The organism is Megasphaera hutchinsoni (genome assembly GCF_001553405.1).
Classification (GTDB): domain Bacteria; phylum Bacillota; class Negativicutes; order Veillonellales; family Megasphaeraceae; genus Megasphaera; species Megasphaera hutchinsoni.
Genome location: NZ_KQ960926.1, coordinates 35820 through 60783, shown reverse-complemented (window position 1 = coordinate 60783; position 24964 = coordinate 35820). Strand labels below are relative to the sequence as shown.

Annotated in this window: 17 protein-coding genes; 16 read left to right on the top strand and 1 reads right to left on the bottom strand. The window is 37.9% G+C overall.

Translation table 11 applies throughout. The annotated features are described in order from the left end of the window. Positions 1-161: 161 nt before the first annotated feature. Positions 162-1601, bottom strand: coding sequence for a sodium:proton antiporter (locus HMPREF3182_RS00855; RefSeq protein WP_062484951.1), 1440 nt, complete (start codon positions 1599-1601; stop codon positions 162-164). A gap of 250 nt (positions 1602-1851) precedes the next feature. Between HMPREF3182_RS00855 and HMPREF3182_RS00850 the strand changes: the two genes are divergently transcribed. The 16 genes from HMPREF3182_RS00850 (at position 1852) to HMPREF3182_RS00775 (ending at position 24963) form a co-directional block, all read left to right on the top strand. Next, the gene (locus tag HMPREF3182_RS00850) at positions 1852-2298 is read left to right on the top strand and encodes a universal stress protein (RefSeq protein WP_007391994.1); all 447 of its coding nucleotides are present in this window, start codon (positions 1852-1854) and stop codon (positions 2296-2298) included. Positions 2299-2442: 144 nt separating this feature from the next. Next, positions 2443-4038 (top strand): DUF2157 domain-containing protein, encoded by a 1596-nt coding sequence (locus tag HMPREF3182_RS00845; protein WP_062484949.1) that lies wholly within the window; start codon positions 2443-2445, stop codon positions 4036-4038. Next, on the top strand, positions 4035-4688 hold the full coding sequence (locus HMPREF3182_RS00840; protein ID WP_050791359.1) for a hypothetical protein: 654 nt from the start codon (positions 4035-4037) through the stop codon (positions 4686-4688). The genes HMPREF3182_RS00845 and HMPREF3182_RS00840 overlap by 4 nt, the downstream gene beginning before the upstream one ends. A 22-nt stretch (positions 4689-4710) precedes the next feature. Beyond that, positions 4711-5982 carry an OmpH/Skp family outer membrane protein gene (locus HMPREF3182_RS00835; protein ID WP_235808614.1) on the top strand — a complete coding sequence of 424 codons (1272 nt, stop codon included), beginning with the start codon at positions 4711-4713 and terminating at the stop codon, positions 5980-5982. A gap of 97 nt (positions 5983-6079) precedes the next feature. Then, positions 6080-7318 (top strand): FprA family A-type flavoprotein, encoded by a 1239-nt coding sequence (locus HMPREF3182_RS00830; protein ID WP_007392631.1) that lies wholly within the window; start codon positions 6080-6082, stop codon positions 7316-7318. A gap of 153 nt (positions 7319-7471) precedes the next feature. Further along, on the top strand, positions 7472-9379 hold the full coding sequence (locus HMPREF3182_RS00825; RefSeq protein ID WP_062484945.1) for a fructose-1,6-bisphosphatase: 1908 nt from the start codon (positions 7472-7474) through the stop codon (positions 9377-9379). An 82-nt stretch (positions 9380-9461) separates the two neighbouring features. Beyond that, on the top strand, positions 9462-10718 hold the full coding sequence (gene tyrS, locus HMPREF3182_RS00820) for a tyrosine--tRNA ligase (protein WP_062484943.1): 1257 nt from the start codon (positions 9462-9464) through the stop codon (positions 10716-10718). 208 nt (positions 10719-10926) lie between these two features. After that, a complete protein-coding gene (rpoB, locus tag HMPREF3182_RS00815) occupies positions 10927-14610 on the top strand; it encodes a DNA-directed RNA polymerase subunit beta (RefSeq protein ID WP_007392628.1) in 3684 nt (1227 codons plus the stop codon). A gap of 24 nt (positions 14611-14634) precedes the next feature. Further along, a complete protein-coding gene (rpoC, locus tag HMPREF3182_RS00810) occupies positions 14635-18870 on the top strand; it encodes a DNA-directed RNA polymerase subunit beta' (protein WP_062484941.1) in 4236 nt (1411 codons plus the stop codon). A gap of 225 nt (positions 18871-19095) precedes the next feature. After that, complete coding sequence (locus HMPREF3182_RS00805) at positions 19096-19350, top strand: ribosomal L7Ae/L30e/S12e/Gadd45 family protein (RefSeq protein WP_007392635.1); 255 nt, start codon at positions 19096-19098, stop codon at positions 19348-19350. 69 nt (positions 19351-19419) lie between these two features. Next, positions 19420-19791, top strand: coding sequence for a 30S ribosomal protein S12 (gene rpsL / locus HMPREF3182_RS00800; RefSeq protein WP_007392632.1), 372 nt, complete (start codon positions 19420-19422; stop codon positions 19789-19791). A gap of 45 nt (positions 19792-19836) precedes the next feature. Further along, a complete protein-coding gene (gene rpsG, locus HMPREF3182_RS00795; RefSeq protein ID WP_007392627.1) occupies positions 19837-20307 on the top strand; it encodes a 30S ribosomal protein S7 in 471 nt (156 codons plus the stop codon). 32 nt (positions 20308-20339) lie between these two features. Further along, complete coding sequence (gene fusA / locus HMPREF3182_RS00790; protein ID WP_007392634.1) at positions 20340-22412, top strand: elongation factor G; 2073 nt, start codon at positions 20340-20342, stop codon at positions 22410-22412. Positions 22413-22449: 37 nt separating this feature from the next. Further along, entirely contained in the window at positions 22450-23637 is a 1188-nt protein-coding gene (gene tuf / locus HMPREF3182_RS00785; RefSeq protein ID WP_062484939.1) for an elongation factor Tu, read from the top strand. Between the two features lie 408 nt (positions 23638-24045). Next, positions 24046-24723, top strand: a complete 678-nt coding sequence (locus tag HMPREF3182_RS00780; protein WP_062484937.1) for a nucleotide-binding protein — start codon at positions 24046-24048, stop codon at positions 24721-24723. A 30-nt stretch (positions 24724-24753) separates the two neighbouring features. Further along, positions 24754-24963 carry an indolepyruvate ferredoxin oxidoreductase subunit alpha gene (locus HMPREF3182_RS00775; protein WP_062484935.1) on the top strand — a complete coding sequence of 70 codons (210 nt, stop codon included), beginning with the start codon at positions 24754-24756 and terminating at the stop codon, positions 24961-24963. The last annotated feature ends 1 nt before the right edge of the window (position 24964 follow it).

Below are 24964 nucleotides of genomic sequence, written 5' to 3'. Positions count from 1 at the left end.
AGAGCACCTGACTTTTAATCAGGGTGTCCCGAGTTCGAATCTCGGATGGATCACCAAATCAGAAAAACCGTAACGGTTATCCGTTACGGTTTTTTTTTGTAGAAGATTATAAATTGGAATTATCCGTTGTTATTATAAAGGGGATACTAGTGTTCTTTATTTTATATAAAGAACACTAGTGTAGTAATGATGAATAAGGGAATCAATATACCACAAGACCATATCATATAGCCAAAGAAACTCGGCATTTTTATGTTATTTTCTTCAGCAATAGATTTTACCATGAAATTAGGTGCATTTCCGATATAGGTAATAGCTCCCATAAATACAGCCCCTGCTGAAATTGCTTCTAATACGAGTTGGGGAACGATACCCACAGCAGTTTGGATACCTGGATGTTCACCTAAGGCTCCAGCCGTTTGGAGAAAGACCAAATAAGTTGGAGTATTATCTAAAAAAGAAGATAAGCTTCCTGTTGCCCAAAATAACTGCCATGGTGTAGTTAAACCTAATTGTGCACCATGTGTTTTTAAAAGCATTAAGGCTGGAATCATTGTGATAAAGATGCCGATAAATAATTTGGCTACTTCGGCAATGGGACCATAAGAAAATTCATTCCATTGACGCGTTTTAGCACTTGTTGTTTTTAAGGATAGGATGGCTGCGAGTAGAATTAAAATAATTTCTACAATAGTTGCATAAGGAAAGACGATTTCATCAAAAATCGGCAGGCCATTATTATTGGCAAAAAAGGCAACTTGTTTTGGTAATATGCCATTAGCCATAACGCCTAAAATAATTAATGCAATAAATAATAGGTTGTGAATACCTTCGATAGAGTGTTTTTCTACTTTTTTGCCAAGTATAGCTGGCGTTTTTCCTAGAGCTAATTCTTTTTTATATAAATAAGAGTCGATGCCAAAGAATATTAAAAATAGTAATATGGCATTAAAGGCAAAGATTGGGAATAAATGAAAGGTCCAAGTAAAAGGGATTCCACGTTGAAAACCCATAAAGAGCGGGGGATCGCCTAAAGGGGTTAAAGATCCACCAACATTGGCAACGAGAAAAATAAAGAATATAATTAAATGTACTTTTTTTTCACGCCATTCATTAGCTTTAATAAGTGGTCTAATCATAAACATGGCGGCACCTGTGGTACCGACCCAACTAGCGAGTAAGGTGCCGATTAGTAATAAAGCTGTATTTGTCAACGGTTTGCCAATTAATGTAGTTTTGATCGCAATACCGCCAGATACGACAAAAAGACCAAAAAGTAGAACAATAAAGGGAATATAATCTAGTAAAATTGACTCAAGTAAGCGATAATATGTTTCGTTGTATCCATACATATAGGCAAAGGGAATAATGAATAAGGCCGACCAAGCAAGGGCTACTTGAAGCATATTGCGTTCCCACCAATGAGGTTTTAATAAAGGAATGATAGCAATGGATAGCAACATTCCAACGAAGGGCAAGATACTCCAAACGGGAAGTTGTTGATTGATTAATTCATGGGTAGCATCATGGGCATAGATAGTGGTAGATGATGCTGTTAAAAAAAAGAGCAATGCAAAAAAAGTTTGTATTAATTTTTTCATACAGATCGCCTTTCTATTTATAAATTTTAGATTTAGTATAGCATAATTTGTAACGATATTACAATATTTCAAAATAAATGAAAATAAACTTTAAAAATGGTCAAAAATAAGGATGCAATATAAGTAATATAAATAAAATTGCATATAAAATATAAATGATAAAAATTTATTTATAAAAAAGGAAACCCAAAGATCATATCGAATACTTACACAAGAGCATATTGAAGTCAATACGACGGGAGGGATTTTTATGGCAGAATATAAAAATATTATTGTACCAACAGATGGCTCAGTTAATTCTAAACGAGCAGTAGAACATGCAGTTACTATTGCTGAATTATCGAAATCAGTTATTACTTTGGTATATGTGGCTAATATTGTATCCGTAATTTCTAATTTTGATCAAATTCCTAATAGTAGCGGTTATGTTACGGAACAGGTTGCTATGGATATGGAAAAAGAGGGTAAAGCCGTATTAGATAATTTTGTTAAACAGATTCCTGATGGCATTGAAACTGCAAGTGTTTTTGAAGTAGGTTCGCCTGGTCCAGCTATTTTATCGGTAGCTAAAAAGAATAATGCTGATTTAATTATTATGGGAAGTAGAGGATTAGGACCTATTAAAGGATTATTTATGGGTTCAGTTAGTAGCTATGTAGTAACTCATTCAGTATGCCCTGTTATGATTGTTAAATAAATAAAAAAAAGACGTTATTCGATAGAGAATAACGTCTTTTTTTTTTAGGGAAAATGCAGTTTTTATGATATACTGATTTTGAATGATGGAAAGAAATTTACGAATGTATGCAATTTTTGGTGCATATATCGGGAGGCAGTGACAATGAAAGGCGATACATCAGATCATATATCTCATCTTATTCAAAGGTGGTCACAAAAAGGGTGGATTTCGCCCGATGGGAGACAAGAAATTCAGCGGACATTACAAGCGACAGAGTCAAAACAATTAGGCATTGTTTATTCATTTGCGTTGATTATTGGCTTGGCTATGTTGGGAATGATTGGTCTTTGGTCGATGGCTAAGGCGTGGTATTATGTGTATCCAATTGTTCGTTTGGGTTTAGCTGTAGGCATTCTTGTGGTTAGTCAAGTTGGATTAGCTGTAACGTTGTTTCGGGAGTGGCAAGAAACTATACGAGCTGAGCTTATGGGCGTGATACAGTTCTTGTTGTTTTTAATATCTGTAGGCATTATTACTACTACTTATTATTTAGGATGGAGCATAGCTGATTATATTGTTCCTTGTGCGGTTATCACCTTACCAGCAAGCTATGTATTACGTTCTGTTAGTGGTGTTCTTTTATATAATGTGGCTTTGTTAGTAGGTGCTGCTTATGGAGATGTGTTACAAACCATTAGCGGTACGATAGGGCTAGGCATTTGTGTGTTATTGGAAGTTCCTTTTTATGGACTCGTTCATTGTGAGGGCAACGGGAAAAATAAGCGAGAATTAGGATTAACCGTGTTTTCTTGGGGAATGACGATTACCGTTTTGTTAATCTTTTTTCTTGTTGCAATGCAAAGTGTGTATATACCCTTTTTGACATTGGCTACATTGGGGATTTTTAGCTTATTTGTAGGGCAGACGATTGATGTTAGACGAGCATGGGGGACACCTTTGCGTTGGCTTGGAAAAATTGCCGCTATAGGTGCCTTATGGATATCTTGTTTGCCTGAACCTTGGCATGGAATTGCAGCTATTCAGGGATTTCATTGGAGTACATTGTTATTTATAGGATTTTTATTGGTAGGTATTGTGATTCTATTTCTTAATGGTGTAAAAAAACAGTTTGGAGCACTTTTATTATATGGTATAATCCCCTTTTTAATTATAGGTGAAACTATTTTGGTACGCTGCGGTTTATATTCGACGATCCCGCTATTGGCTTCGGCAGTATATTTATTTGGGATAGGGCTATTTGAAGTAATTCAAATAATATATACAAAACAGGGAAAACGTTGGTTGTTTGGAGTGGCTATTTGGGTAAGCTTATTGGTAAATATTTTTTATGGTAATGTATTTTCACCTTGGTTAGATATAGTTAGCATGGTGGTTATTGGTGGAGTTATTGTACAGTGGAAACGGTATCGCCATACGAAAGAACAAAAGAAGGTACGTATAGATAGACGAAAAAAACGAAAAACGAATGTCGTTAAGATGGAGGAGAAGGACAAAGATAAAAAAGTGGTCAAGCAATCGGTGATTGCTGAGGATATGACGATGAAAACGAAAACAAAATTTGTTGCGCCGGTTTTTCATCAGCCCGATCAAATTTCTTTAAGCGAAGTACCGGTTATAGAAAAAGAAAAGAAAATGGAGAGAATAACTACATCTCCGTGGCAAAAAGAATCCGCTCCAGTCAAAAAGGAAACGAAAAGTGTTTCCCCCTGGTCACAGGAGGGAGGAAAAATAAAATGAAGCTATTGCGGATAAATATTCGCAGATTAAATACGTACAAATGGATTGTATTGATAGGTGTCATTGTGATGCAATTAGGGACATTGGCATACGTCGGTTGGCGATGGCATAATGCTGGAGTTGATGGGATCCCGTATCAATGGCGGTGTATGCCTAGATTGGAAACCGCTATGTTTGGGACAGATTATATACGCGTTATTTTTCCTGAAGATACGACGGTTTGGTTGGATAATAAGCCGCCTCATGATGGAAATACTGTGTATATTTATATTAAATCAGATAATAAGGGAATGCTCACCATTCAAGGAGCAGCGTATAATAAGCCTGCACGAGGGGTTGATTATATTAAAGCGAAGATTGTATCTATTCGTCATAAGGGGAAAATTCAGTTTAAAGTACCGTTTGATAGATATCGTATGGCCCCACAAATGACGGATGGCATTTATCAAATATCGTCTGCGGACAGTGTGATTGCACAAATTCGAATGAAAAAAGGTGTAGGCGTTATAGAAGGCATTTTTGTTAATGGCATTCCTTTAGAGAATATTAGTAACGGTGCTATTATTGAAGCGAGAAAACAAGCACAACAAAAAAACATGCCAGAAAAACGCTTAGTTGAATCTGGTATGGTACCAATAGGAAAACATTAAATCGCAGAGAAGGGAAAGCTATATGAATCAGTTTAGACAAGTAGGACTGACAATAATGTTGATGGTTTCGTTTATTCTTTTGTCTGGCTTTAGAGCACAAACGATTATCCATGATGATGGGAGTGAAACACAAGATATTTTAAAAGTTTCCTCTACCATGCAGGGACAGACCTTGCTTAAAGCAGACGCCGAAGAATTTCAAAAACGAAATTATGTAATCATGGATTATAGTAATAATAATGGCAGTGGCTTTAGAGCACTTAAAACGATTACGAACGAAGGAGCTAATAAGAGTTCGGTCGATCGCATTATACATAAAACGTATGATGGAATATTATGTACGACTTATTATATTAAATATGCATATACGCCTAAAAGTATAGAAGAATTACGTTGGGGAAAATTGATGCCCGAAAATGGGGTCGATTTAGAGTATATTGTTTCTTTTCCTGCGGGAACAAATGTTACGTCTAATAGTACTAATACAGATATCCCTGGAAGTACGTATATGTGGCGGTTACGTAATGAAAAACCCGTAAACATTGAATTACAAGCTACGGTATGGCATAAGTTATTTATTTATCTGTTTTTGGCTATTATTGTTCTTATGGTCTTTATTGTAATCGTTCTTGAACGCCGGCGGAAACGTGTGATGAGTTGGATGCAAGCAGCTCATTTACGGAAAATAGAATTGTTATTGTTATGTATTCCTATTTTTATATTAGGGTATATGTGTTATGAATATTATGTAGGTACGCATATTACGGAACGTTCATTGGTACATGTAGCAGAACAACAGCAGCAAGAAGAATGGGAACGGCACGAAGAAGATCAGCAAGTAAAAGACGATGTGTCGGTGGATAAAAATTTACAGGATGAACAAAATGCGGATATTAAAGAACAAATTATGGAAATATCGCGCCAATTACGACAATTAAACGATGCTTATGCTAATGATGCGGTATCGCTAGAGGAAGCACAGGGAAAAGCACAAAACTTGCGTGCACAAGTGGCCGATTTAATAGACAAGCGAGTGGATTTGACACAGGCTAATCAAGAGGAGTTACATCAAATTCAAATACATATAATGAAAGTGATAGATAAAATAAAACAAGATAAGCGAGAACAAACTGCACTTCCTGCTGTAGAAACGGATGATTACGATGTTATTGATAATCATAAATATCCAGTGAAAAATAGAAAAGGTAAGCAAAATCAGCAACAGACTAATCGAATAGATGCGGATCAAGAAGATGATTCTGTTAAGGTAGATACAAGTAATAAAAAAATATAGGATAAAATGACTCATATTTATTTACAATGCGTCAAAACGTGGTATTATTATACCAGCACGATTCTATTACATCTTTAATTATAAGGAGGCAGGTATTATGTATTGCGTGGAAGAAATAAAAAATGGGGTATATTGGATGGGGTGCAATGATTTTCAATCCCAAATGTTTGAACGCATTTTTCCAATCCCAGAAGGAATGACATATAATTCTTATTTCATTGATGATGAAAAGACTTGTGTGTTAGATGCGATGGATAAGTCTGTTCGTGATGAATTTTTGGAAAATGTAGAAGACTTGCTTCATGGACGAAAATTGGATTATTTTATTTTGCAACACATGGAACCAGATCATGCAAGTTCTGCCGTAGCGTTGTTAGAAAAATATCCAGAAGCTAAAATTATAGGTCAAGCACAAACGTTTAAATTGTTTGAACAATTTTTCCAACATCCTTTAAAAGATCGGTATGTAGCGGTAAATGAAGGAGAACAGTTAGTATTAGGAAAACATACATTGCAATTTATAAAAGCACCCATGGTACATTGGCCAGAAGTCATTATGACATATGATGTAACTGATAAGGTGCTGTTTAGTGCGGATGCTTTTGGTATGTTTGGTGTAGTTGGTAACGTTTTTGCTGATCAGGTTGATTTTGCAGAAAATTATTTAGATAAAGCACGGCGCTATTATGTTAATATTGTAGGTAAATATGGTCCACAAGTTATGAATGTATTGAAAAAAGCAGCTAATTTGCCTATTGACATTATCTGTCCATTGCATGGGGTTGTTTTCCGTACACCTGAAGACATTCAATATATTTTGAAAAAATATATGCATTGGGCCCAACATATTCCTGAAAAAAATGGGGTTGTTATTGCGTTTGCTTCTATCTATGGGGATACACAACGTATGGCTTGTAAATTAGCCCATAAGTTGAGTATGGCAGGGGTGCATGATATTCGTATGTATGATGTATCTAAAACACATTCATCCTATATTACGGCAAAAGCGTGGGAATATAGCCACCTTGTGTTGGCAGCACCTACGTATAATTTGAATTTATTCTTACCAATGGAAGAATGCTTGCATGATTTAGAATCATTGTTGTTTCAAAAACGAAAGATTGCCGTAATTGGTTGTCATAGTTGGGCATCGGTAGCATATAAAACGATGGTAGATTATGTAGAAAATAAATTTAAAAATTGTGAATTAATAGAACCATCTTTTGATATGAAGTCATCATTAACGCCTGATCAAGAATTGCTTTTGGATGATATTGCAAAGCATATTTCTACAGATATTGCAGCTTTGCCAGATCCAGAAACATTAATTAAATAAAGGTTATAATGGATATGTATTGTCAAATGCCCTCGTTTTTATTTTGGGAAACGAGGGCATTTGATATAGGAGGAGTGTCACTTGAAGGGGAGTCTAATCTTTAACAGGATAAGTAATTTGGGGGACTGGTGAGTGGAGAAAAGAGGGATTTTTATGGAAGAAGGAGTCGCATCATATTCGGAAGAACAGGTACGTTATTTAGAATTATTGGCAAAAGCCTATCCGACGCAGGCGGCAACGTTTACAGAAATTATTAATTTGCAGGCCATTGTTAATTTACCTAAGGGAACAGAGCATTTTATGAGTGATTTGCATGGAGAATATGAAGCGTTTTATCATATACTCAATAATTGTTCTGGCGTTATTCGAGAAAAAGTAGAGTTGTTATTTGCCGAAACATTGGATGAACAAGAAAGGGCGGATTTATTAACGCTAATTTATTATCCCAAAGAAAAGATGGATTTATTGGTCCGACAGGAAGCATTAAATGTTACGTGGGCTCGTAATAATTTGACGTTATTATTACAAGTTGCTAATTTATTATCTTCAAAGTATTCTCGGTCAAAAGTGCGTAAAGCGATGGAACCCGTTTTCCGATTTGTTATTGATGAATTATTGCATGCACAGCCTGATGAAGATGATAATAGGCATGTTTATCATGAAAAAATTATTGATTCTATATTGGAAACAGGAAGTACGCGCGAATTTATTATGGCTTTAGCTGCTTTAATAAAACGATTAGCCGTAGATCATTTGCATATTATAGGAGATATTTATGATCGTGGTGCACATGCAGATAAGATCATGGATACGTTAATGGGGCATCATTCTTTAGATATTCAATGGGGAAATCATGATATTTTATGGATGGGGGCTGCTGCTGGTAATGAAGCGTGCATCGCTAATGTGTTGCGCAATAATATTCGTTACCATAATTTAGAAATTTTGGAAAGTGGATATGGTATTAGTTTGCGTGCTTTTGCGTTGTTTGCGTTACAAACGTATACCAAAGAAGAAGGTATCGATCCTATGGTTAAGGCGATTAATGTTATTTTAACCAAAATAGAAGGGCAAACCATAAAGCGGCATCCTGAATATGATATGGAGAATCGATTATTATTTCATACGATTGATTGGCAACGTGGGACGATCCAGATAGAGGGAAAGACGTATGAATTGACAACGAAGGAGTTTCCGACAGTAGATCCTTATAATCCCTATTCCTTGTCGATAGAAGAAAAGGAATTGCTGCAGCAAATAAAAATTGGATTCATCGAAAGTGAACGCTTACAAAGGCACGTTAAGTTTTTATATAGTCATGGAGCTCTTTATCGCAGTTATAATAACAATCTTTTATTTCACGGAGGAATTCCTTTAAATTCTGATGGGAGTTTTAAAAAGGTGTGGATACAGGACGGGTGGTATGCAGGAAAACCATTGATGGATAAAGTGGATTGGGTAGTTCGTCAAGCTTATCAATGTAAAGATAGGGATAGCTTAGATTATATGTGGTATTTATGGGTAGGGATTAATTCACCTGTATCAGGACGAATAGTAAAAACATTTGAACGTAGTTATATTCGTGATGAAAAAACGTGGAAGGAGCCCCAAAATGATTATTATCGATTAAATCGAAATAAAGAAGAATGTGTTAAAATTCTCAATGAATTTGGCATTTATTCGCTGCAAGGGCATATTATTAATGGACATACGCCAGTTAAAGTAAAAAAAGGAGAACGTCCTATTCGGGCAGAGGGCAAAGAAATTTGTATTGATGGAGGCTTTTGCAAAGCTTATCAAGGATCAACTGGTATTGCGGGATATACGCTTATATTTAATTCTCATGGGATTCGTATCAAATCGCATTATCCTTTTCAAGATATTGCACATGTATTAACTCAGAATGCTGATATTGAATCAGAATCGGAACAAATAGAATTAGAACCCAAGCGTGTTATGATTGCAGATACAGATGAAGGGAAAAAAATATGTCAACGTATTGAAGATTTAAAAAGATTATTACAAGCGTATCGACAGGGTGTAGTGCAAGAAATATTGTAAAATAAAAGGCTTTTTTGACATAGGTATCTCTCTGACGTATAATAATCACATTCAGATATTTAATATAAGAGGAGCGAGTGGCGTGAATATTATTGATGAATTGATATGGCGTGGTGCTGTTAATCAAATGACCAATGAAGAAGGTTTGCGAAAGTTGACAGAAGAAAAAAAGATCGCTTTGTATTGTGGTGTGGATCCAACAGGGGATAGCATGCATATTGGACACTTAATTCCTTTTATGATGTTAAAACGATTTGCCTTGGCAGGACATCATCCAGTTGTACTTATTGGTGGGGGTACAGGTGCTATTGGCGATCCTAGTGGTAGAAAATCAGAACGACAATTGCAGACAATGGAAAAAGTTAGAAGTAATGCTGAAAAATTAAGAAAGCAATTTACTCACTTATTTGGTGATGATGTCGACATTTTATTTGTAAACAATAATGATTGGTTAAGTAAAATTGATTTATTAAGCTTTTTGCGAGATTATGGAAAATTGTTTAGCGTTAATGTTATGCTAGGGAAAGAAGTGGTAGCAAGTCGTTTGGCTGAAGGAATTTCGTTTACGGAATTTTCTTATCAAATTTTACAGTCTATGGATTTTGAACATCTTTTTTCGCAATATAATGTGCAATTACAAATTGGTGGTGCTGATCAATGGGGAAATATCACGGCTGGCACGGATATGATTCATAAAATTCATGGCAGTGATGCTCCCGTATATGGATTGACGATACCGTTGATGTTAAAAGCAGATGGAACAAAGTTTGGTAAAACTGCAGGTGGTGCGGTTTGGTTGGATCCAGAGAAAACGTCACCTTTTGAATTTTATCAATTTTGGCTTAATCAGGATGATGCAGATGTCATTAAGTACTTAAAATATTTTACCTTTTTATCACGTGAAGAAATTGAAGCATTGGAACAAGCGATTACTAAAGAACCGGAAAAGCGGCTTGCTCAAAAACGGTTAGCAGAAGAAGTGACCACTTTTGTTCATAGTAAAGATGCGTTAATCGAAGCACAACGAATTACGGATGCGTTATTTCATGGGAGTATTTCGGATCTCACGGAGCATGAATTACTTCAAGGATTTGGTCATATGCCTACAGTAGAAGTTACCTCTGAGCCTAAAGATGTGGTTAATTGGTTAGTAGATGCAGGGATTTGTAATTCAAAAAGACAGGCTCGTGAGGATGTTACCAATGGAGCGATTACGATTAATGGTGAAAAGGTAACGGATCTTGCTGCACTGGTACAACCACATAAAAATTCACAAGGTAAATTTGTGGTTGTTCGAAAGGGAAAAAAGAAATATACGTTAGCAAAAATTACAAAATAATAATTTGACATATAAAAAAACATATGCTATAATAACTCATTGCAAATGTTTGTTTGATATTGTTAGATACATGGAGGACACGCTTCCGGATAATAAAATTTAAGCAAGGTTCAATTTTACCCATAGAGCCTTGCTTTTTTGTCGCTTTTTGTGAATGACACGGATGCGTATTCTTGAGTTACTTTATTATAAGGGGTGAAAGATTAGCATGTTCAAACCTGTACAAGTAGGGAAACGGACTCGATACACATATGCAAAAATCAATGAGGTTCTAAAAATGCCCCATTTATTAGATTTACAAATCAAATCTTATGAATGGTTTTTGGAAAAAGGATTAAAGGATATATTTAAAGATATCTCTCCGATTGAAGATGCAGCGGGTAATTTATCTTTATCTTTTGAAAATTTTAAATTAGGTGAACCGAAGTATGATCTTCGAGAATGTAAAGAACGTGATACGACATATGCCGCACCACTTCGTGTCCAAGTTCGACTCGTGAATCATGAAACAGGGGAAGTTAACGATAAAGATATTTTTATGGGTGATTTTCCTTTAATTACAGATACAGGTACCTTTATCATTAATGGGGCGGAACGTGTTATTGTTAGTCAGTTAGTTCGTTCCCCAGGGGTATACTATGGTCGCGAAATTGACCCGATGGGAATTCGTCTATATAATTCTACGGTTATTCCTAATCGTGGGGCATGGATTGAGTTAGAAACTGATACAAATGATATTGTTTATGCACGGATTGATCGCAATAGAAAAATACCAGTGACTGTGTTAATTCGAGCGTTAGGTTGGTCAACAGATGCTGATATTATGGATCTTTTCTTTGATGATAAGAGGTTAAAGGCAACGTTGGAAAAAGACGCGACGGAGTCACAAGAAGAGGCGTTAGTAGAAATTTATAAAAAATTGCGCCCCGCTGAGCCGCCAACGGTAGAAAGTGCACGTAATTTATTTGAAGGACTCTTTTTTGACTCGCGGCGATATGATTTGGCACGAGTAGGTCGTTATAAAGCAGGAAAAAAATTGGGGTGGGAACGCCGTTTATTTGGACTTACTTTGCATGAACCGATTGTTTATCCTGAAACGGGTGAAATTATTCTTCCTGCCCATACGGAAATAGGTTCGGATGAAGTGCAAATCATCCGCGAAAGTGGTGTTTTTTCAGGAGATGGATTGGTAGAAGTTTTTGTTGAAAAAGTAGATGGTTCTGTATATAAAATTATTTGTAATAATAGCAATTTGCCTTATGAGCATCGAACGATTACGCGTGAAGATATTATTGCTCATATAGATTATCTGTTAAATTTAATGGATGGATTTGGTACGGTGGATGATATTGACCATTTGGGTAATAGGCGCTTGCGGTGTGTGGGCGAATTGTTGCAAAATCAATTTCGTATTGGCTTAACTCGAATGGAACGAGTAGTTCGGGAAAGAATGACAACACAAGATTCAGAAGCGATAGAGGCCCAAAGCTTAATTAATATTCGTCCGGTTGTTGCATCTATTAAAGAGTTCTTTGGATCGAGTCAATTATCTCAATTTATGGACCAAACGAACCCACTTGCTGAATTGACTCATAAAAGACGGTTAAGTGCATTAGGACCAGGTGGTTTATCAAGAGAAAGAGCAGGCTTTGAAGTTCGTGATGTGCATCATTCGCATTATGGCCGTATGTGCCCAGTTGAAACACCAGAAGGCCCCAATATTGGGTTGATTTCGTCTTTGGCGTGCTTTGGCAAGGTAAATGAGTTTGGCTTTATAGAAGCACCATATCGTCGTGTGGATAAAGAAACGGGTATCGTTACGAATGATGTTCGGTATATTACGGCGGATGAAGAAGAACAATATGTCATTGCACAGGCAAATGAACCGTTGACGGAAGATGGTTATTTTGTTCATGAACGGGTTGCTTGCCGACATGGAGAAGATACTCGTGAATTTAAGGCTGATCGAGTGGATTATATGGACGTTTCACCTAAAGAAGTGATTTCCGTAGGCACTTCGATGATTCCTTTCTTGGAAAACGATGATGCCAACCGAGCGTTGATGGGTGCGAACATGCAGCGTCAAGCTGTGCCTTTGTTGCGAACTCAGGCTCCATTGGTAGGCACAGGAATGGAATATAAAGCAGCTTGTGACTCGGGTGTGTGCGTATTAGCTAAGCATAATGGTGTAGTTATTCGTGTTACAGGTGATGAAATTCAAGTAAAAACTGATTCGGGGACTATTGACACATATAAATTGGTTAAATTTGTTCGTTCTAATCAAAGTACTTGTATCAATCAAAGACCGTTAGTGTATAAAAATGATCGCGTTGCGGAAGGTCAGGTATTAGCTGATGGCATGGCTACTGATGGTGGTGAATTGGCATTAGGATATAATATTTTGGTCGCTTATATGCCTTGGGAAGGGTATAACTATGAAGATGCGGTCTTGCTTAGCGAAGATTTACCGAAAAATGATTTATACACATCTATTCATATTGAAGAATATGAATGCGATGCACGGGATACCAAGTTAGGTGCAGAAGAAATTACGCGTGAAATTCCTAATGTAAGTGAAGATAGCACAAAAAATTTGGATGAAAAAGGCGTGATTATGGTTGGCGCAGATGTGGTTCCGGGCGATGTATTAGTCGGAAAAGTAACGCCTAAAGGAGAAACGGAATTGACGCCGGAAGAACGATTGTTGCGTGCTATTTTTGGCGATAAAGAACGGGAAGTAAGAGACACTTCTTTGCGTGTTCCTCATGGTGAATCGGGCAAAGTAGTTAAAGTACGTGAATTTTCACGCGAAAATAACGATGAATTACCACCAGGAGTTAATCGGTTGGTGCGTGTTTATATTGCTCAAAAACGTAAAATTCATGAAGGCGATAAGATGTCTGGGCGTCATGGCAATAAGGGGGTTGTATCGCGCGTTATGCGGCAAGAAGATATGCCCTTCTTGCCAGATGGTACACCTGTACAAATTGTCTTAAATCCATTAGGGGTTCCATCACGTATGAATATTGGGCAGATTCTGGAAACGCATTTAGGCTGGGCTATGCATGAATTGGGCTTAGAAATCATGAATATGGATGAACGACTGGAAGAAAAATTGCGTGCTGTTGGTTATGATTTGGATACGTATGGCATGCCAAAACCAGATAAAGCAGGAATTCATATTGCTACACCTGTATTTGACGGTGCTCAAGCAGAAGATGTATTTCAGGCCTTGAAACTTGCGGGATTGCCCGAAGACGGTAAGACTGTATTGTATGATGGACGAACAGGCGAACCGATGGATCGGCGCGTTACGGTTGGATATACTTACTTCTTGAAATTGCATCATTTAGTAGATGATAAAATTCATGCTCGTTCTACGGGTCCATATTCGTTGGTTACACAACAGCCTTTGGGCGGTAAAGCTCAGTTCGGGGGACAACGTTTTGGGGAAATGGAAGTATGGGCGTTGGAAGCGTATGGCGCGGCATATACATTACAAGAAATGTTGACCATTAAATCGGATGATGTGGTTGGACGTGTTAAGGCTTATGAAAAAATTGTAAAAGGTGAAAATATACCAGAACCAGGAGTACCAGAATCGTTCAAAGTATTGCTAAAAGAATTACAAGCAATTGGTTTGGATGTGCAAATTTTGAGTGAAGATGGAGATGAAGTCGTTGTAAAAGAATTAGACGACGAAGAAGATATTTCATCTGAAAAAACAGCAGAAATAAGAAGCGTAATGGAAGAACGAGAAGATGCACCTATGACCTCGGAAATAATAATGGATAGTGATGGATCGTTGATTTCTAATGGAGAGGAAGACGATATCATGAGTGGCATGGGATTAGATGCAGTTGTTGATGTAGACGTGGAAGATAATGAATAAAGAAATGAGAAGGGAGCGGTATTCGTGCTAGATGTGAACGATTTTGATTCGATGAAAATCGGGTTGGCTTCTCCAGAAAAAATTATAGAATGGTCCCATGGCGAAGTAAAAAAGCCAGAAACTATCAATTATAGAACGTTGAAACCTGAACGGGATGGATTGTTTTGCGAACGTATTTTTGGGCCTACTAAAGATTGGGAATGCCATTGTGGTAAATATAAACGTATTCGTTATAAAGGGGTTATTTGTGATCGTTGCGGCGTAGAAATAACTCGGGCAAAGGTGCGACGGGAACGGATGGGGCATATTAAACTGGCTACTCCGGTATCGCACATTTGGTATTTTAAAGGTATTCCTAGTCGTATGGGCCTGATTTTGGATATTTCGCCGCGGGCGTTGGAACGAGTGTTATATTTTGCGGCATATTTAGTTTTGGATCCAGGTGACACCCCATTGGTTAAGCGTCAATTGTTAACAGAAATGGAATATTGGCAGTATTTGGATATGTATGGCGATAAATTCCGTGTCGGTATGGGGGCTGCTGCTGTAAAGGAATTATTACAAGAGTTGGATTTAGAAGAATTAAACAAATCCTTGCGTGAAGAGCTGCGGGATGCGACCGGACAACGGCGTGTACGTGCTATTAGGCGCTTGGAAGTTGTCGAATCATTTCGTCATTCTGGTAATAAGCCAGAATGGATGATTTTGGATGTTATTCCCGTTATTCCACCGGAATTGCGGCCAATGGTACAACTTGACGGGGGGAGATTTGCTACATCCGATTTAAACGATCTTTATCGACGTGTTATTAATCGAAATAACAGGTTGACTCGATTGTTACATTTAGGTGCACCTAATATTATTATTCGTAATGAAAAAAGAATGTTGCAAGAAGCGGTGGATGCATTATTGGATAATGGTCGTCGGGGAAGACCTGTATCAGGTGCAGGTAATCGCCCATTAAAGTCATTATCTGATATGTTAAAAGGGAAACAGGGGCGTTTTCGTCAAAACTTGCTGGGCAAACGGGTTGACTATTCTGGTCGTTCCGTTATTGTTGTCGGACCAGAATTGAAAATGCATCAGTGCGGCTTACCAAAAGAAATGGCGTTAGAGTTATTTAAACCATTTGTTATGAAAAAATTAGTGGAAAAAGGAATTGCTACTAATATAAAAAATGCGAAGAAGAAAGTTGAACGCGTCAATAGTGAAGTTTGGGATGTATTAGAAAATGTGATTCAAGAACATCCTGTTTTGTTAAACCGAGCCCCGACACTTCATCGTTTGGGTATCCAGGCATTTGAACCGATTCTTTGGGAAGGGCGAGCTATTAAATTACATCCATTAGTATGCACAGCGTTTAATGCGGATTTTGATGGTGACCAAATGGCGTGCCATTTACCGCTTTCGGTAGAAGCTCAATCAGAAGCACGGACGTTGATGTTATCTTCTCATAATATTTTGGCACCCAAAGATGGGAAACCTGTTGCTGTACCTACACAGGATATGGTTTTAGGTGCTTATTATTTAACGTTGGCAAAACCAGGTGCCAAAGGGGAAGGAAAATGGTTCTCTAGTTATGATGAAGTGATGTTGGCGTATGATGCTAAAGTTATTGATATTGGTGCGATTATAAAGGTTCGCATTCCTGGTCATGGTATTATTGAAACTACGGCCGGTAAATTGTTATATAACGATCAGTTATATGAAGAATTGCGGATGTATCATACGGATTCGGTTATGGTCTTTGATGATCCAGAAGATACGGTCTTTGCATATGAACACGGTGTGATTGATTCTACCCATTTGGTTAAGATACGTGATGCAGAAGGACGTATTTTAGATTATGGATTTTCGCAGCTAAAAGAAAATTTTGATGTAGATTTATTATCTGTACATCCATTGCCTTCGCACAAGGTTGATAAACAAGCGGTAGATGAATTTAAACGAGGAAAATTATTTGTTGATGTACCTTGTTTGGGTGTATTGATGAGCAAAAAAGAAATTGGTAAGCTTGTTGATGCTTGCTTCCATTTAGTTGGTAATACGAAGACAGCTGAATTATTAGACAGAATTAAAAATATTGGCTATTATTATGCTCGTCAGGCGGGTATGTCTATTGCTATTTCGGACATTCAAATTCCTGAAGGCAAATGGGACATTTTAAATGCAGCAGATAAACAAGTACAAAATGTTTCTAAACTATTTCAGCGTGGGCTTATTACGGAGGATGAACGGTATCGTAAAACATGCTCCATTTGGGAAAAGGCTACGGATGATGTAACAGAAGTTATGATGGATAATATGGATCCTTTTAACTCGATCTTCATGATGGCTGATTCAGGAGCTCGTGGTAATAAGCAACAAATTCGTCAGGTTGCGGGTATGCGTGGCTTGATGGCCGATCCATCGGGGCGTATTATTGACTTACCGATAAAAGCTAATTTCCGTGAAGGTCTTTCTGTATTGGATTATTTTACGTCTTCTCATGGTGCAAGAAAAGGACTTGCTGATACTGCGTTGCGTACGGCCGATTCGGGATATTTAACTCGGCGTTTGGTCGATGTATCGCAAGATGTTATTGTTCGTGAAGATGATTGCGATGTATTTGGTATCGATTTGGTTCGTGAACGTGCTCGTTTGGCTACATCTTGCCGTCAAGCGGTGCAATTACTTCGAGATAAACTCATTGGGCGGGTGTTAGCAAATTCTGTGGCGGATCCCAATACGGGTGAAGAGGTTTTTGCATCTGAATATGTATTAACCAATGACGATATGGATGTTATTATTGAACATCAATTACCGAAACTGTCTTTGCGAGGCAGTCAGATGGATATTAATGATGATTTGAATCATACGAATAATATTGAAACTGTTTCTTTAGGGGCACCAGAAGAAGGGTTTAGAGAAGTTATTCGGAAGTCAATGATAGAAAATATGTTGGGAAAAATGGTTGAAAATTCCATATATGACTCTAATGGCATTGAAATTTGTGCAGCACATACTTTGTTGACAGAAGATGCAATTGAACGGATTTTACAAAGTGATGTAGAAGAAGTAAAAGTGCGTAATAATGATATTCGCGGCGTTGAAGTTACGGCTATAGTTGAAGGTAGTGGGGTCATTGAATCTCTTGAAGAACGGATTGAAGGAAGAACGGCGGCGGAAACACTAGTAAATCCTGATACGGGTGAAGTTATAGTGACCGTGAATGAAGAAATTATGGCAGAACAAGCGAAAGAAATTGCTAAGTATTATAAATCCATTCGGATTCGTTCCGTTTTGACTTGTAGAAGTAGATATGGTGTTTGTGCGAAGTGCTATGGACGCGATTTAGGAACGGGTGGTAAAGTCAATGTCGGGGAATCAGTAGGCACGATTGCTGCTCAGTCCATTGGGGAACCAGGCACACAGTTAACTATGCGTACTTTTCATACGGGTGGTGTTGCTTCTGCTGGTGACATTACTCAAGGGTTACCGCGTGTTGAAGAATTATTTGAAGCACGTAAACCAAAGGGAAATGCGATTGTAACGGAAATTGATGGTGTCGTAGAGATTAGAGAAAAAGAAGATCATCGAGATATTAATGTTGTTCATGTTATTAGTGCAGATGGGGAAGAACGAAATTATACAATTCCTTATGGGGCACATCTCGTTGTGCATGAAGGTAAACAAGTAAAGAAAGGCGATCGATTGACGGCTGGATCTATTAATCCCCATGATATTTTACAAATATTGGGTGTAGAAGCAACGCAACGATATTTAGTATATGAAGTGCAAAAAGTATATAAATCTCAAGGTGTAGGAATTAATGATAAACATATTGAGGTTATTGTGCGTCAGATGCTACGTAAGATGAAGATTGAAGAATCTGGGGATGGAGATGTATTGCCAGGTGAATATGTAGATGTTAATGTTTTTGAAGATATGAACCGTCGTATACAACTTAGTGGAGGCCAACCTATTTCAGGTAAACCCATGTTGTTAGGGATTACCAAGGCAGCGTTAGCTACAGAGTCCTTCCTTTCAGCGGCATCATTCCAAGAAACCACTCGTGTTTTAACGGATGCCGCAATTAAAGGAAAAGTGGATCCGTTGTTGGGATTGAAAGAAAATGTTATTATTGGTAAACTCATTCCAGCAGGAACAGGTATGAGTCGTTATCGAAAAGTAAAAGTAATTAGTACGGTTCCACCGGCTATTATAGAAGAAGAGCAAGAGCAAGAACCTCAAATATCTTTGGAGGATACTGAAGAATAACAGGATTTGGGGAAGATAAAACGAGATTTCTTGTATAGGAAATCTCGTTTTATGATTTTCATCTATAAAAATGAAACACACGGATATGTGTTTTCATAAGTAATGAGTCAATGCGTGTTTATGAAAAAAATAATTGACATCTTCTTTATAGGAATGATACAATATTTTAGTATTGTGTTAATTGGATGGTCAATACAATATTTATCATATGAGGAGTGAGGTTTCGTGAGCTTAGTATTTGAACATGCTATTGCCAGAACAGTAGGAGCAAAGCAAACATTGAAAGCGATGAAACGAAACGAAGTGGCGCAATTATATATTGCCAAGGACTGCGATAACGCGGTGTCATCCCCGTTATTAGAATATGCTAAGACAGCTCATATTCCCGTAGAAATGGCTTATACAATGGAAGAATTAGGCCGAGCTTGTCGTATAAAAGTGCGAGCTGCTGCAGTAGGACTACTCAAAGAAATTCGGTAATATCATGGCTGAGTATTACTTGGTGATGATTACATTATAAATCTAATTGTTTAGAGAGGAGGTGCCCATATGCCAACCATTAGCCAATTGGTTAGAAAAGGTCGTCAAGATTCTATTTACAAATCAACAGCACCGGCTTTAAAAAATTGCCCGCAGAAACGGGGAGTGTGCACGCGTGTGTATACAGCTACACCAAAAAAACCTAACTCTGCTTTGCGTAAAGTAGCTCGTGTTCGCTTGACGAATTCTATCGAAGTAACTGCTTATATTCCTGGCATTGGTCACAATTTACAGGAACATAGTGTAGTTTTAATTAGGGGCGGTCGTGTCAAAGACCTTCCTGGTGTACGTTATCATATTGTTCGTGGTGCTTTAGACACAGCAGGCGTTTCTGAACGTCAGCAATCGCGTTCTAAGTATGGCACTAAAAAGGCTAAATAATTAGCTGGTACAACTAGATGACTTACATAAAAGGAGGAAATTGATATGCCAAGAAAAGGCGCCGTGCCAAAACGTGATGTGTTACCAGATCCCGTATATCATTCTAAATTGGTAACACGTTTTATTAATAAAGTAATGTTGGACGGGAAAAAAGGTATCGCTGAATCGATTGTATACGATGCATTTGATATTATCCGTTCTAAAATGAATAAAGAACCGATGGAAGTATTTGAACAAGCATTAAATAATGTTATGCCGGTACTTGAAGTACGTGCTCGTCGTGTTGGGGGTGCGAATTATCAAGTCCCTGTAGAAGTTCGTGCAGATCGGCGGTTATCGTTGGGAATTCGATGGACTGTAGTGTATGCTCGTAAAAGAGGCGAACGTACGATGAAAGAAAAATTAGCAGCTGAATTGATGGATGCTTTTAATAATACAGGTGCAGCTGTTAAGAAGAAAGAAGATACACATAAAATGGCAGAAGCCAATAAAGCGTTTGCTCATTATCGCTGGTAGGTTTTTGTATATTATTAGAGGAGTGGACTATCGTGGCAAGAGAGTTTTCTTTGGAAAAAACGAGAAATATCGGTATCATGGCTCATATTGATGCTGGTAAAACCACGACAACGGAACGTATACTTTTCTATACAGGACGAGTACATAAAATTGGTGAAGTGCATGAAGGTGCTGCTACAATGGACTGGATGGCACAAGAACAAGAGCGTGGTATTACTATCACCTCTGCCGCTACTACGGCACAATGGAAAGAACATCGCATCAATATTATTGATACTCCTGGGCATGTTGATTTTACAGTAGAAGTAGAACGTTCGCTGCGTGTTCTTGACGGTTCTGTTGCTGTATTTTCTGCTAAAGGCGGGGTAGAACCGCAATCAGAAACAGTATGGCGTCAAGCTGAACACTATCAAGTACCTCGTATTGCATTTATCAATAAGATGGATACAACTGGGGCTAATTTCTTGAATTGTGTTCAAATGATGAAAGATCGGTTACAAGCAAATGCCGTAGCCATTCAGCTGCCAATTGGTGCTGAAACAACCTTTAGCGGTATTATTGACTTAATAACCATGAAGGCTGAAGTATATGAAGATACGTTGGGGAAAGAATTTGAAATTGTTGATATCCCTGAAGATATGAAGGAACAAGCGGAAGAATATCATCAGATTATGATTGAAGCGGTTTGTGAAACAAATGATGAACTCATGATGAAATATTTGGATGGTGAAGAACTTTCCGTAGAAGAAATAAAAACAGCTATACGTAGTGCTGTTGTGCATAATAAGATGTTTCCTGTACTTTGCGGATCTGCATACAAAAACAAAGGTATTCAGATGCTCTTAGATGCAGTAGTTGACTATATGCCGTCGCCATTGGACATTCCACCGGTGGCAGGAACAAAACCTGACACAGGCGAAGAAGATTTTCGGAAAGCCGATGATAAAGAACCGTTTTCCGCATTGGCATTTAAGATTATGGCGGATCAATTTGTCGGTAAATTAGCTTTTTTCCGTGTGTATTCTGGTACATTGCAAGCTGGAACGTATGTATATAATTCCACCAAAGGGAAAAAAGAACGGGTAGGACGTATTTTACGGATGCACGCTAATCATCGAGAAGAAGTACAGGAAGCGTACAGTGGTGATATAGGAGCTATTGTTGGCTTAAAAGATACGACTACAGGCGATACGCTTTGTGATGAAAAAAATCCTATTATTTTGGAAAAAATGGAATTTCCTGAACCAGTTATTTCTGTTGCAGTAGAGCCAAAAACTAAGGCAGACCAAGAAAAAATGGGAACTGCATTAGCTCGATTGGCTGAAGAAGATCCGACATTCCGTGTTAAGACCGACGCTGAAACGGGGCAGACTATTATTTCTGGTATGGGCGAATTGCATTTGGACATTATCGTTGATCGTATGTCGCGGGAATTTAAGGTGGATTGTAATGTAGGTAAACCACAAGTTGCTTATCGTGAAACCATTCGTCAAAGTGTGAAGGCACGTGGATTCTTTAAACGTCAATCTGGTGGTCGTGGTCAATATGGTGATTGCTGGTTGGAATTAATTCCACAAGAACAAGGTCAAGGATATGAATTTGAAAATAAAGTCGTTGGTGGAGCTATTCCAAAAGAATATATTGGTTCAGTGGAAGCTGGCGTTAAAGAAGCCATGGAAAGTGGCGTGTTAGCAGGATTCCCCATGGTAGACATTAAAGTTATTGTATATGATGGTTCTTATCATGAAGTTGACTCATCAGAAATGGCATTTAAAATTGCTGGTTCGATGGGCTTTAAAGAAGGGGCAAGAAAAGCACAGGCTGTTTTGTTAGAACCATATACAAAGGTAGAAGTAGTAGTTCCTGAAGAATATATGGGGGATGTTATTGGGGATTTGAATTCGCGGCGTGGACGCGTTGACGGTATGGAAATGCGTGGCGGTGCGGAACATATCAATGCATTTGTGCCATTGGCAGAAATGTTTGGTTATGCAACGGATTTGCGCTCTAAGACGCAAGGACGTGGTGTATATACGATGACTTTTGATCACTACGAAGAAGTACCTAAAAATGTAGCGGAAAAGATCATCAGTGAAAAAGGCTAATAGCTAATAAATTTAAATATTGGAGGAATCGAGAAAAATGGCAAAAGAACATTTTGAAAGAACGAAACCGCATGTTAATATCGGAACCATTGGTCACGTTGACCATGGTAAAACAACATTGACAGCTGCTATTACAAAAGTATTATCTCAAAAAGGATATGCAAAATTTGAAGATTATGCAGATATTGATAAGGCACCAGAAGAACGTGAACGTGGTATTACAATCAACACGGCACACGTAGAATATGAAACAGACGCACGTCATTATGCACATGTGGATTGCCCGGGGCATGCCGATTATGTAAAAAATATGATCACCGGTGCAGCTCAGATGGACGGAGCTATTTTGGTTGTATCCGCAGCAGATGGTCCTATGCCACAGACCCGTGAACATATTTTGTTAGCTCGTCAGGTAGGGGTTCCTGCTATTGTCGTATACCTCAATAAAGCGGATCAGGTAGATGACCCGGAATTAATAGAATTGGTCGAAATGGAAGTACGTGAATTGCTCAGCTCTTATGACTTCCCAGGAGACGATATCCCTATCGTTGTAGGTTCTGCATTGAAAGCATTAGAAGGGGACGCAGAAGCAGAAAAGAGCATTTTGGAATTGATGGCTAAGGTTGACGAATATATTCCGACACCAGATCGTCCGACGGACAAACCGTTCTTGATGCCAGTTGAAGATGTATTTACGATTACTGGTCGTGGTACTGTTGCTACGGGACGTGTAGAACGCGGAACGGTTAAAGTAGGCGATACGGTAGAAATCGTAGGGTTAGCAGAAGAACCAAAACAGACCGTTGTTACGGGTGTTGAAATGTTCCGTAAATTGTTGGATTTGGCAGAAGCTGGTGACAATATCGGTGCATTGTTGCGTGGTGTAGATCGTAAAGAAATTGAACGTGGACAAGTATTGGCAAAACCAGGATCCATTCATCCACACACTAAATTTAAAGCACAAGTATACGTGTTGACAAAAGATGAAGGTGGTCGTCATACGCCGTTCTTTAATGGTTATCGCCCACAGTTTTATTTCAGAACAACGGACGTAACGGGAGTTATCCAGTTACCAGAAGGAACAGAAATGTGCATGCCTGGTGATAATGTAAAAATGGATGTAGAATTGATTACACCGATTGCTATTGAAGTAGGCTTACGTTTCGCTATTCGTGAAGGTGGCCGTACGGTAGGCGCTGGTGTTGTTTCAGAAATTGAAGCATAAAGATAAAAAAATCCCTTATCTCATATGAGATAAGGGATTTTTTTATGCTTTTTATCGATATATATAAATAATGATAAATTAAGTCATTTAAAGTTTTTTTTCGATAATTTAAATATTATATAAAATGAATAAGTTGTAAATTTATAAATTTTTCAAATAAGAATATAGGATATGCATATATTAAAATAAGACAGGGGTAGTAAATTATTACCTTTAGTAAAGACTTCCTATGAAACACATTAATTGCGAATATATAAAGAAAATATATTGATAATTGACGATTTTTTCATTATAATTAAGATGACAAAAGAACATAATAAATATAACATAATATAATATATTTGTGAATATTAAAGCAAATAAATGATAAAATATGCTTAAATTGAGATGGGGGTAGGGGGGATCATTATGCAAGATTGGATAGATGCAGCACGATTAAATATTATTGTAGGACATTTTGGGAGTGGAAAAACAGAAGTATCGTTGAACTTGGCATTTTCTTTAGCCGATAGGGGTCATCGATTTGCTTTGGCGGATTTAGATATTGTTGATCCATATTTTCGTTCTCGTGAATGTCATGAATTATTGGAGGCACGAGGAGGCAGGGTAATTACTAGTTCGCAACAACACATGGATGCAGACTTACCCGCGTTGCCGCCTGATATATTTTCTTTCTTTGCTCAACCTGAATGGTATGGCGTGATGGATATTGGCGGAAATCCTGCAGGGGCACGTGTATTAGCACGTTATCGTCATGATTTAAAACGGTGTCATGCCAGGGTTCTTTGTGTAGTAAATGCGAATCGCCCATTATCTGATACGCCAGAAAAAGCCGTATATTATATTCGAGAAATTGAAAAAGCGGCAGGATTAAAAATTAATGGTATTGTGCATAATTCGCATTGTTGTCAATTAACTGAAATTGATGATATTCGAAATGGCGCAGAGATGGCTGAAAAAGTTTCGGCATTAACGGATATACCGATTGTATGTCATGCAGTTTCACGCAATTTGGCAGAAGCGGTTACCGATTTTGTAAATCCAGTCTTTCCGATGGATATATATATGAAAAAACCATGGGAATAAAATCTTTCAGTAGAAAGGAGCAGTTTGGCTATGGCAATGTATTTAACGTTTCACCAAGAAAAGTGTAAAGGGTGTGGATTGTGTATTACGGTATGTCCTAAAAAAATATTAGCGTTAGAAGAAGGAACGAATATCAAAGGATATCGGCCAGCATCATGTACAGATGTAGAAAGTTGTATTGGTTGTGCGAGCTGTGCAAAAATTTGTCCAGATTCGATTATTACGATTGCTAAAGATTAAG

Bases quoted from the DNA above. Each gene is read 5' to 3' on its own strand.
- HMPREF3182_RS00855 (WP_062484951.1), bottom strand. From the start codon at position 1,601: ATGAAAAAATTAATACAAACTTTTTTTGCATTGCTCTTTTTTTTAACA.
- HMPREF3182_RS00850 (WP_007391994.1), top strand. From the start codon at position 1,852: ATGGCAGAATATAAAAATATTATTGTACCAACAGATGGCTCAGTTAAT.
- HMPREF3182_RS00845 (WP_062484949.1), top strand. From the start codon at position 2,443: ATGAAAGGCGATACATCAGATCATATATCTCATCTTATTCAAAGGTGG.
- HMPREF3182_RS00840 (WP_050791359.1), top strand. From the start codon at position 4,035: ATGAAGCTATTGCGGATAAATATTCGCAGATTAAATACGTACAAATGG.
- HMPREF3182_RS00835 (WP_235808614.1), top strand. From the start codon at position 4,711: ATGAATCAGTTTAGACAAGTAGGACTGACAATAATGTTGATGGTTTCG.
- HMPREF3182_RS00830 (WP_007392631.1), top strand. From the start codon at position 6,080: ATGTATTGCGTGGAAGAAATAAAAAATGGGGTATATTGGATGGGGTGC.
- HMPREF3182_RS00825 (WP_062484945.1), top strand. From the start codon at position 7,472: ATGGAAGAAGGAGTCGCATCATATTCGGAAGAACAGGTACGTTATTTA.
- rpoB (WP_007392628.1), top strand. From the start codon at position 10,927: ATGTTCAAACCTGTACAAGTAGGGAAACGGACTCGATACACATATGCA.
- rpsL (WP_007392632.1), top strand. From the start codon at position 19,420: ATGCCAACCATTAGCCAATTGGTTAGAAAAGGTCGTCAAGATTCTATT.
- rpsG (WP_007392627.1), top strand. From the start codon at position 19,837: ATGCCAAGAAAAGGCGCCGTGCCAAAACGTGATGTGTTACCAGATCCC.
- tuf (WP_062484939.1), top strand. From the start codon at position 22,450: ATGGCAAAAGAACATTTTGAAAGAACGAAACCGCATGTTAATATCGGA.
- HMPREF3182_RS00780 (WP_062484937.1), top strand. From the start codon at position 24,046: ATGCAAGATTGGATAGATGCAGCACGATTAAATATTATTGTAGGACAT.
- HMPREF3182_RS00775 (WP_062484935.1), top strand. From the start codon at position 24,754: ATGGCAATGTATTTAACGTTTCACCAAGAAAAGTGTAAAGGGTGTGGA.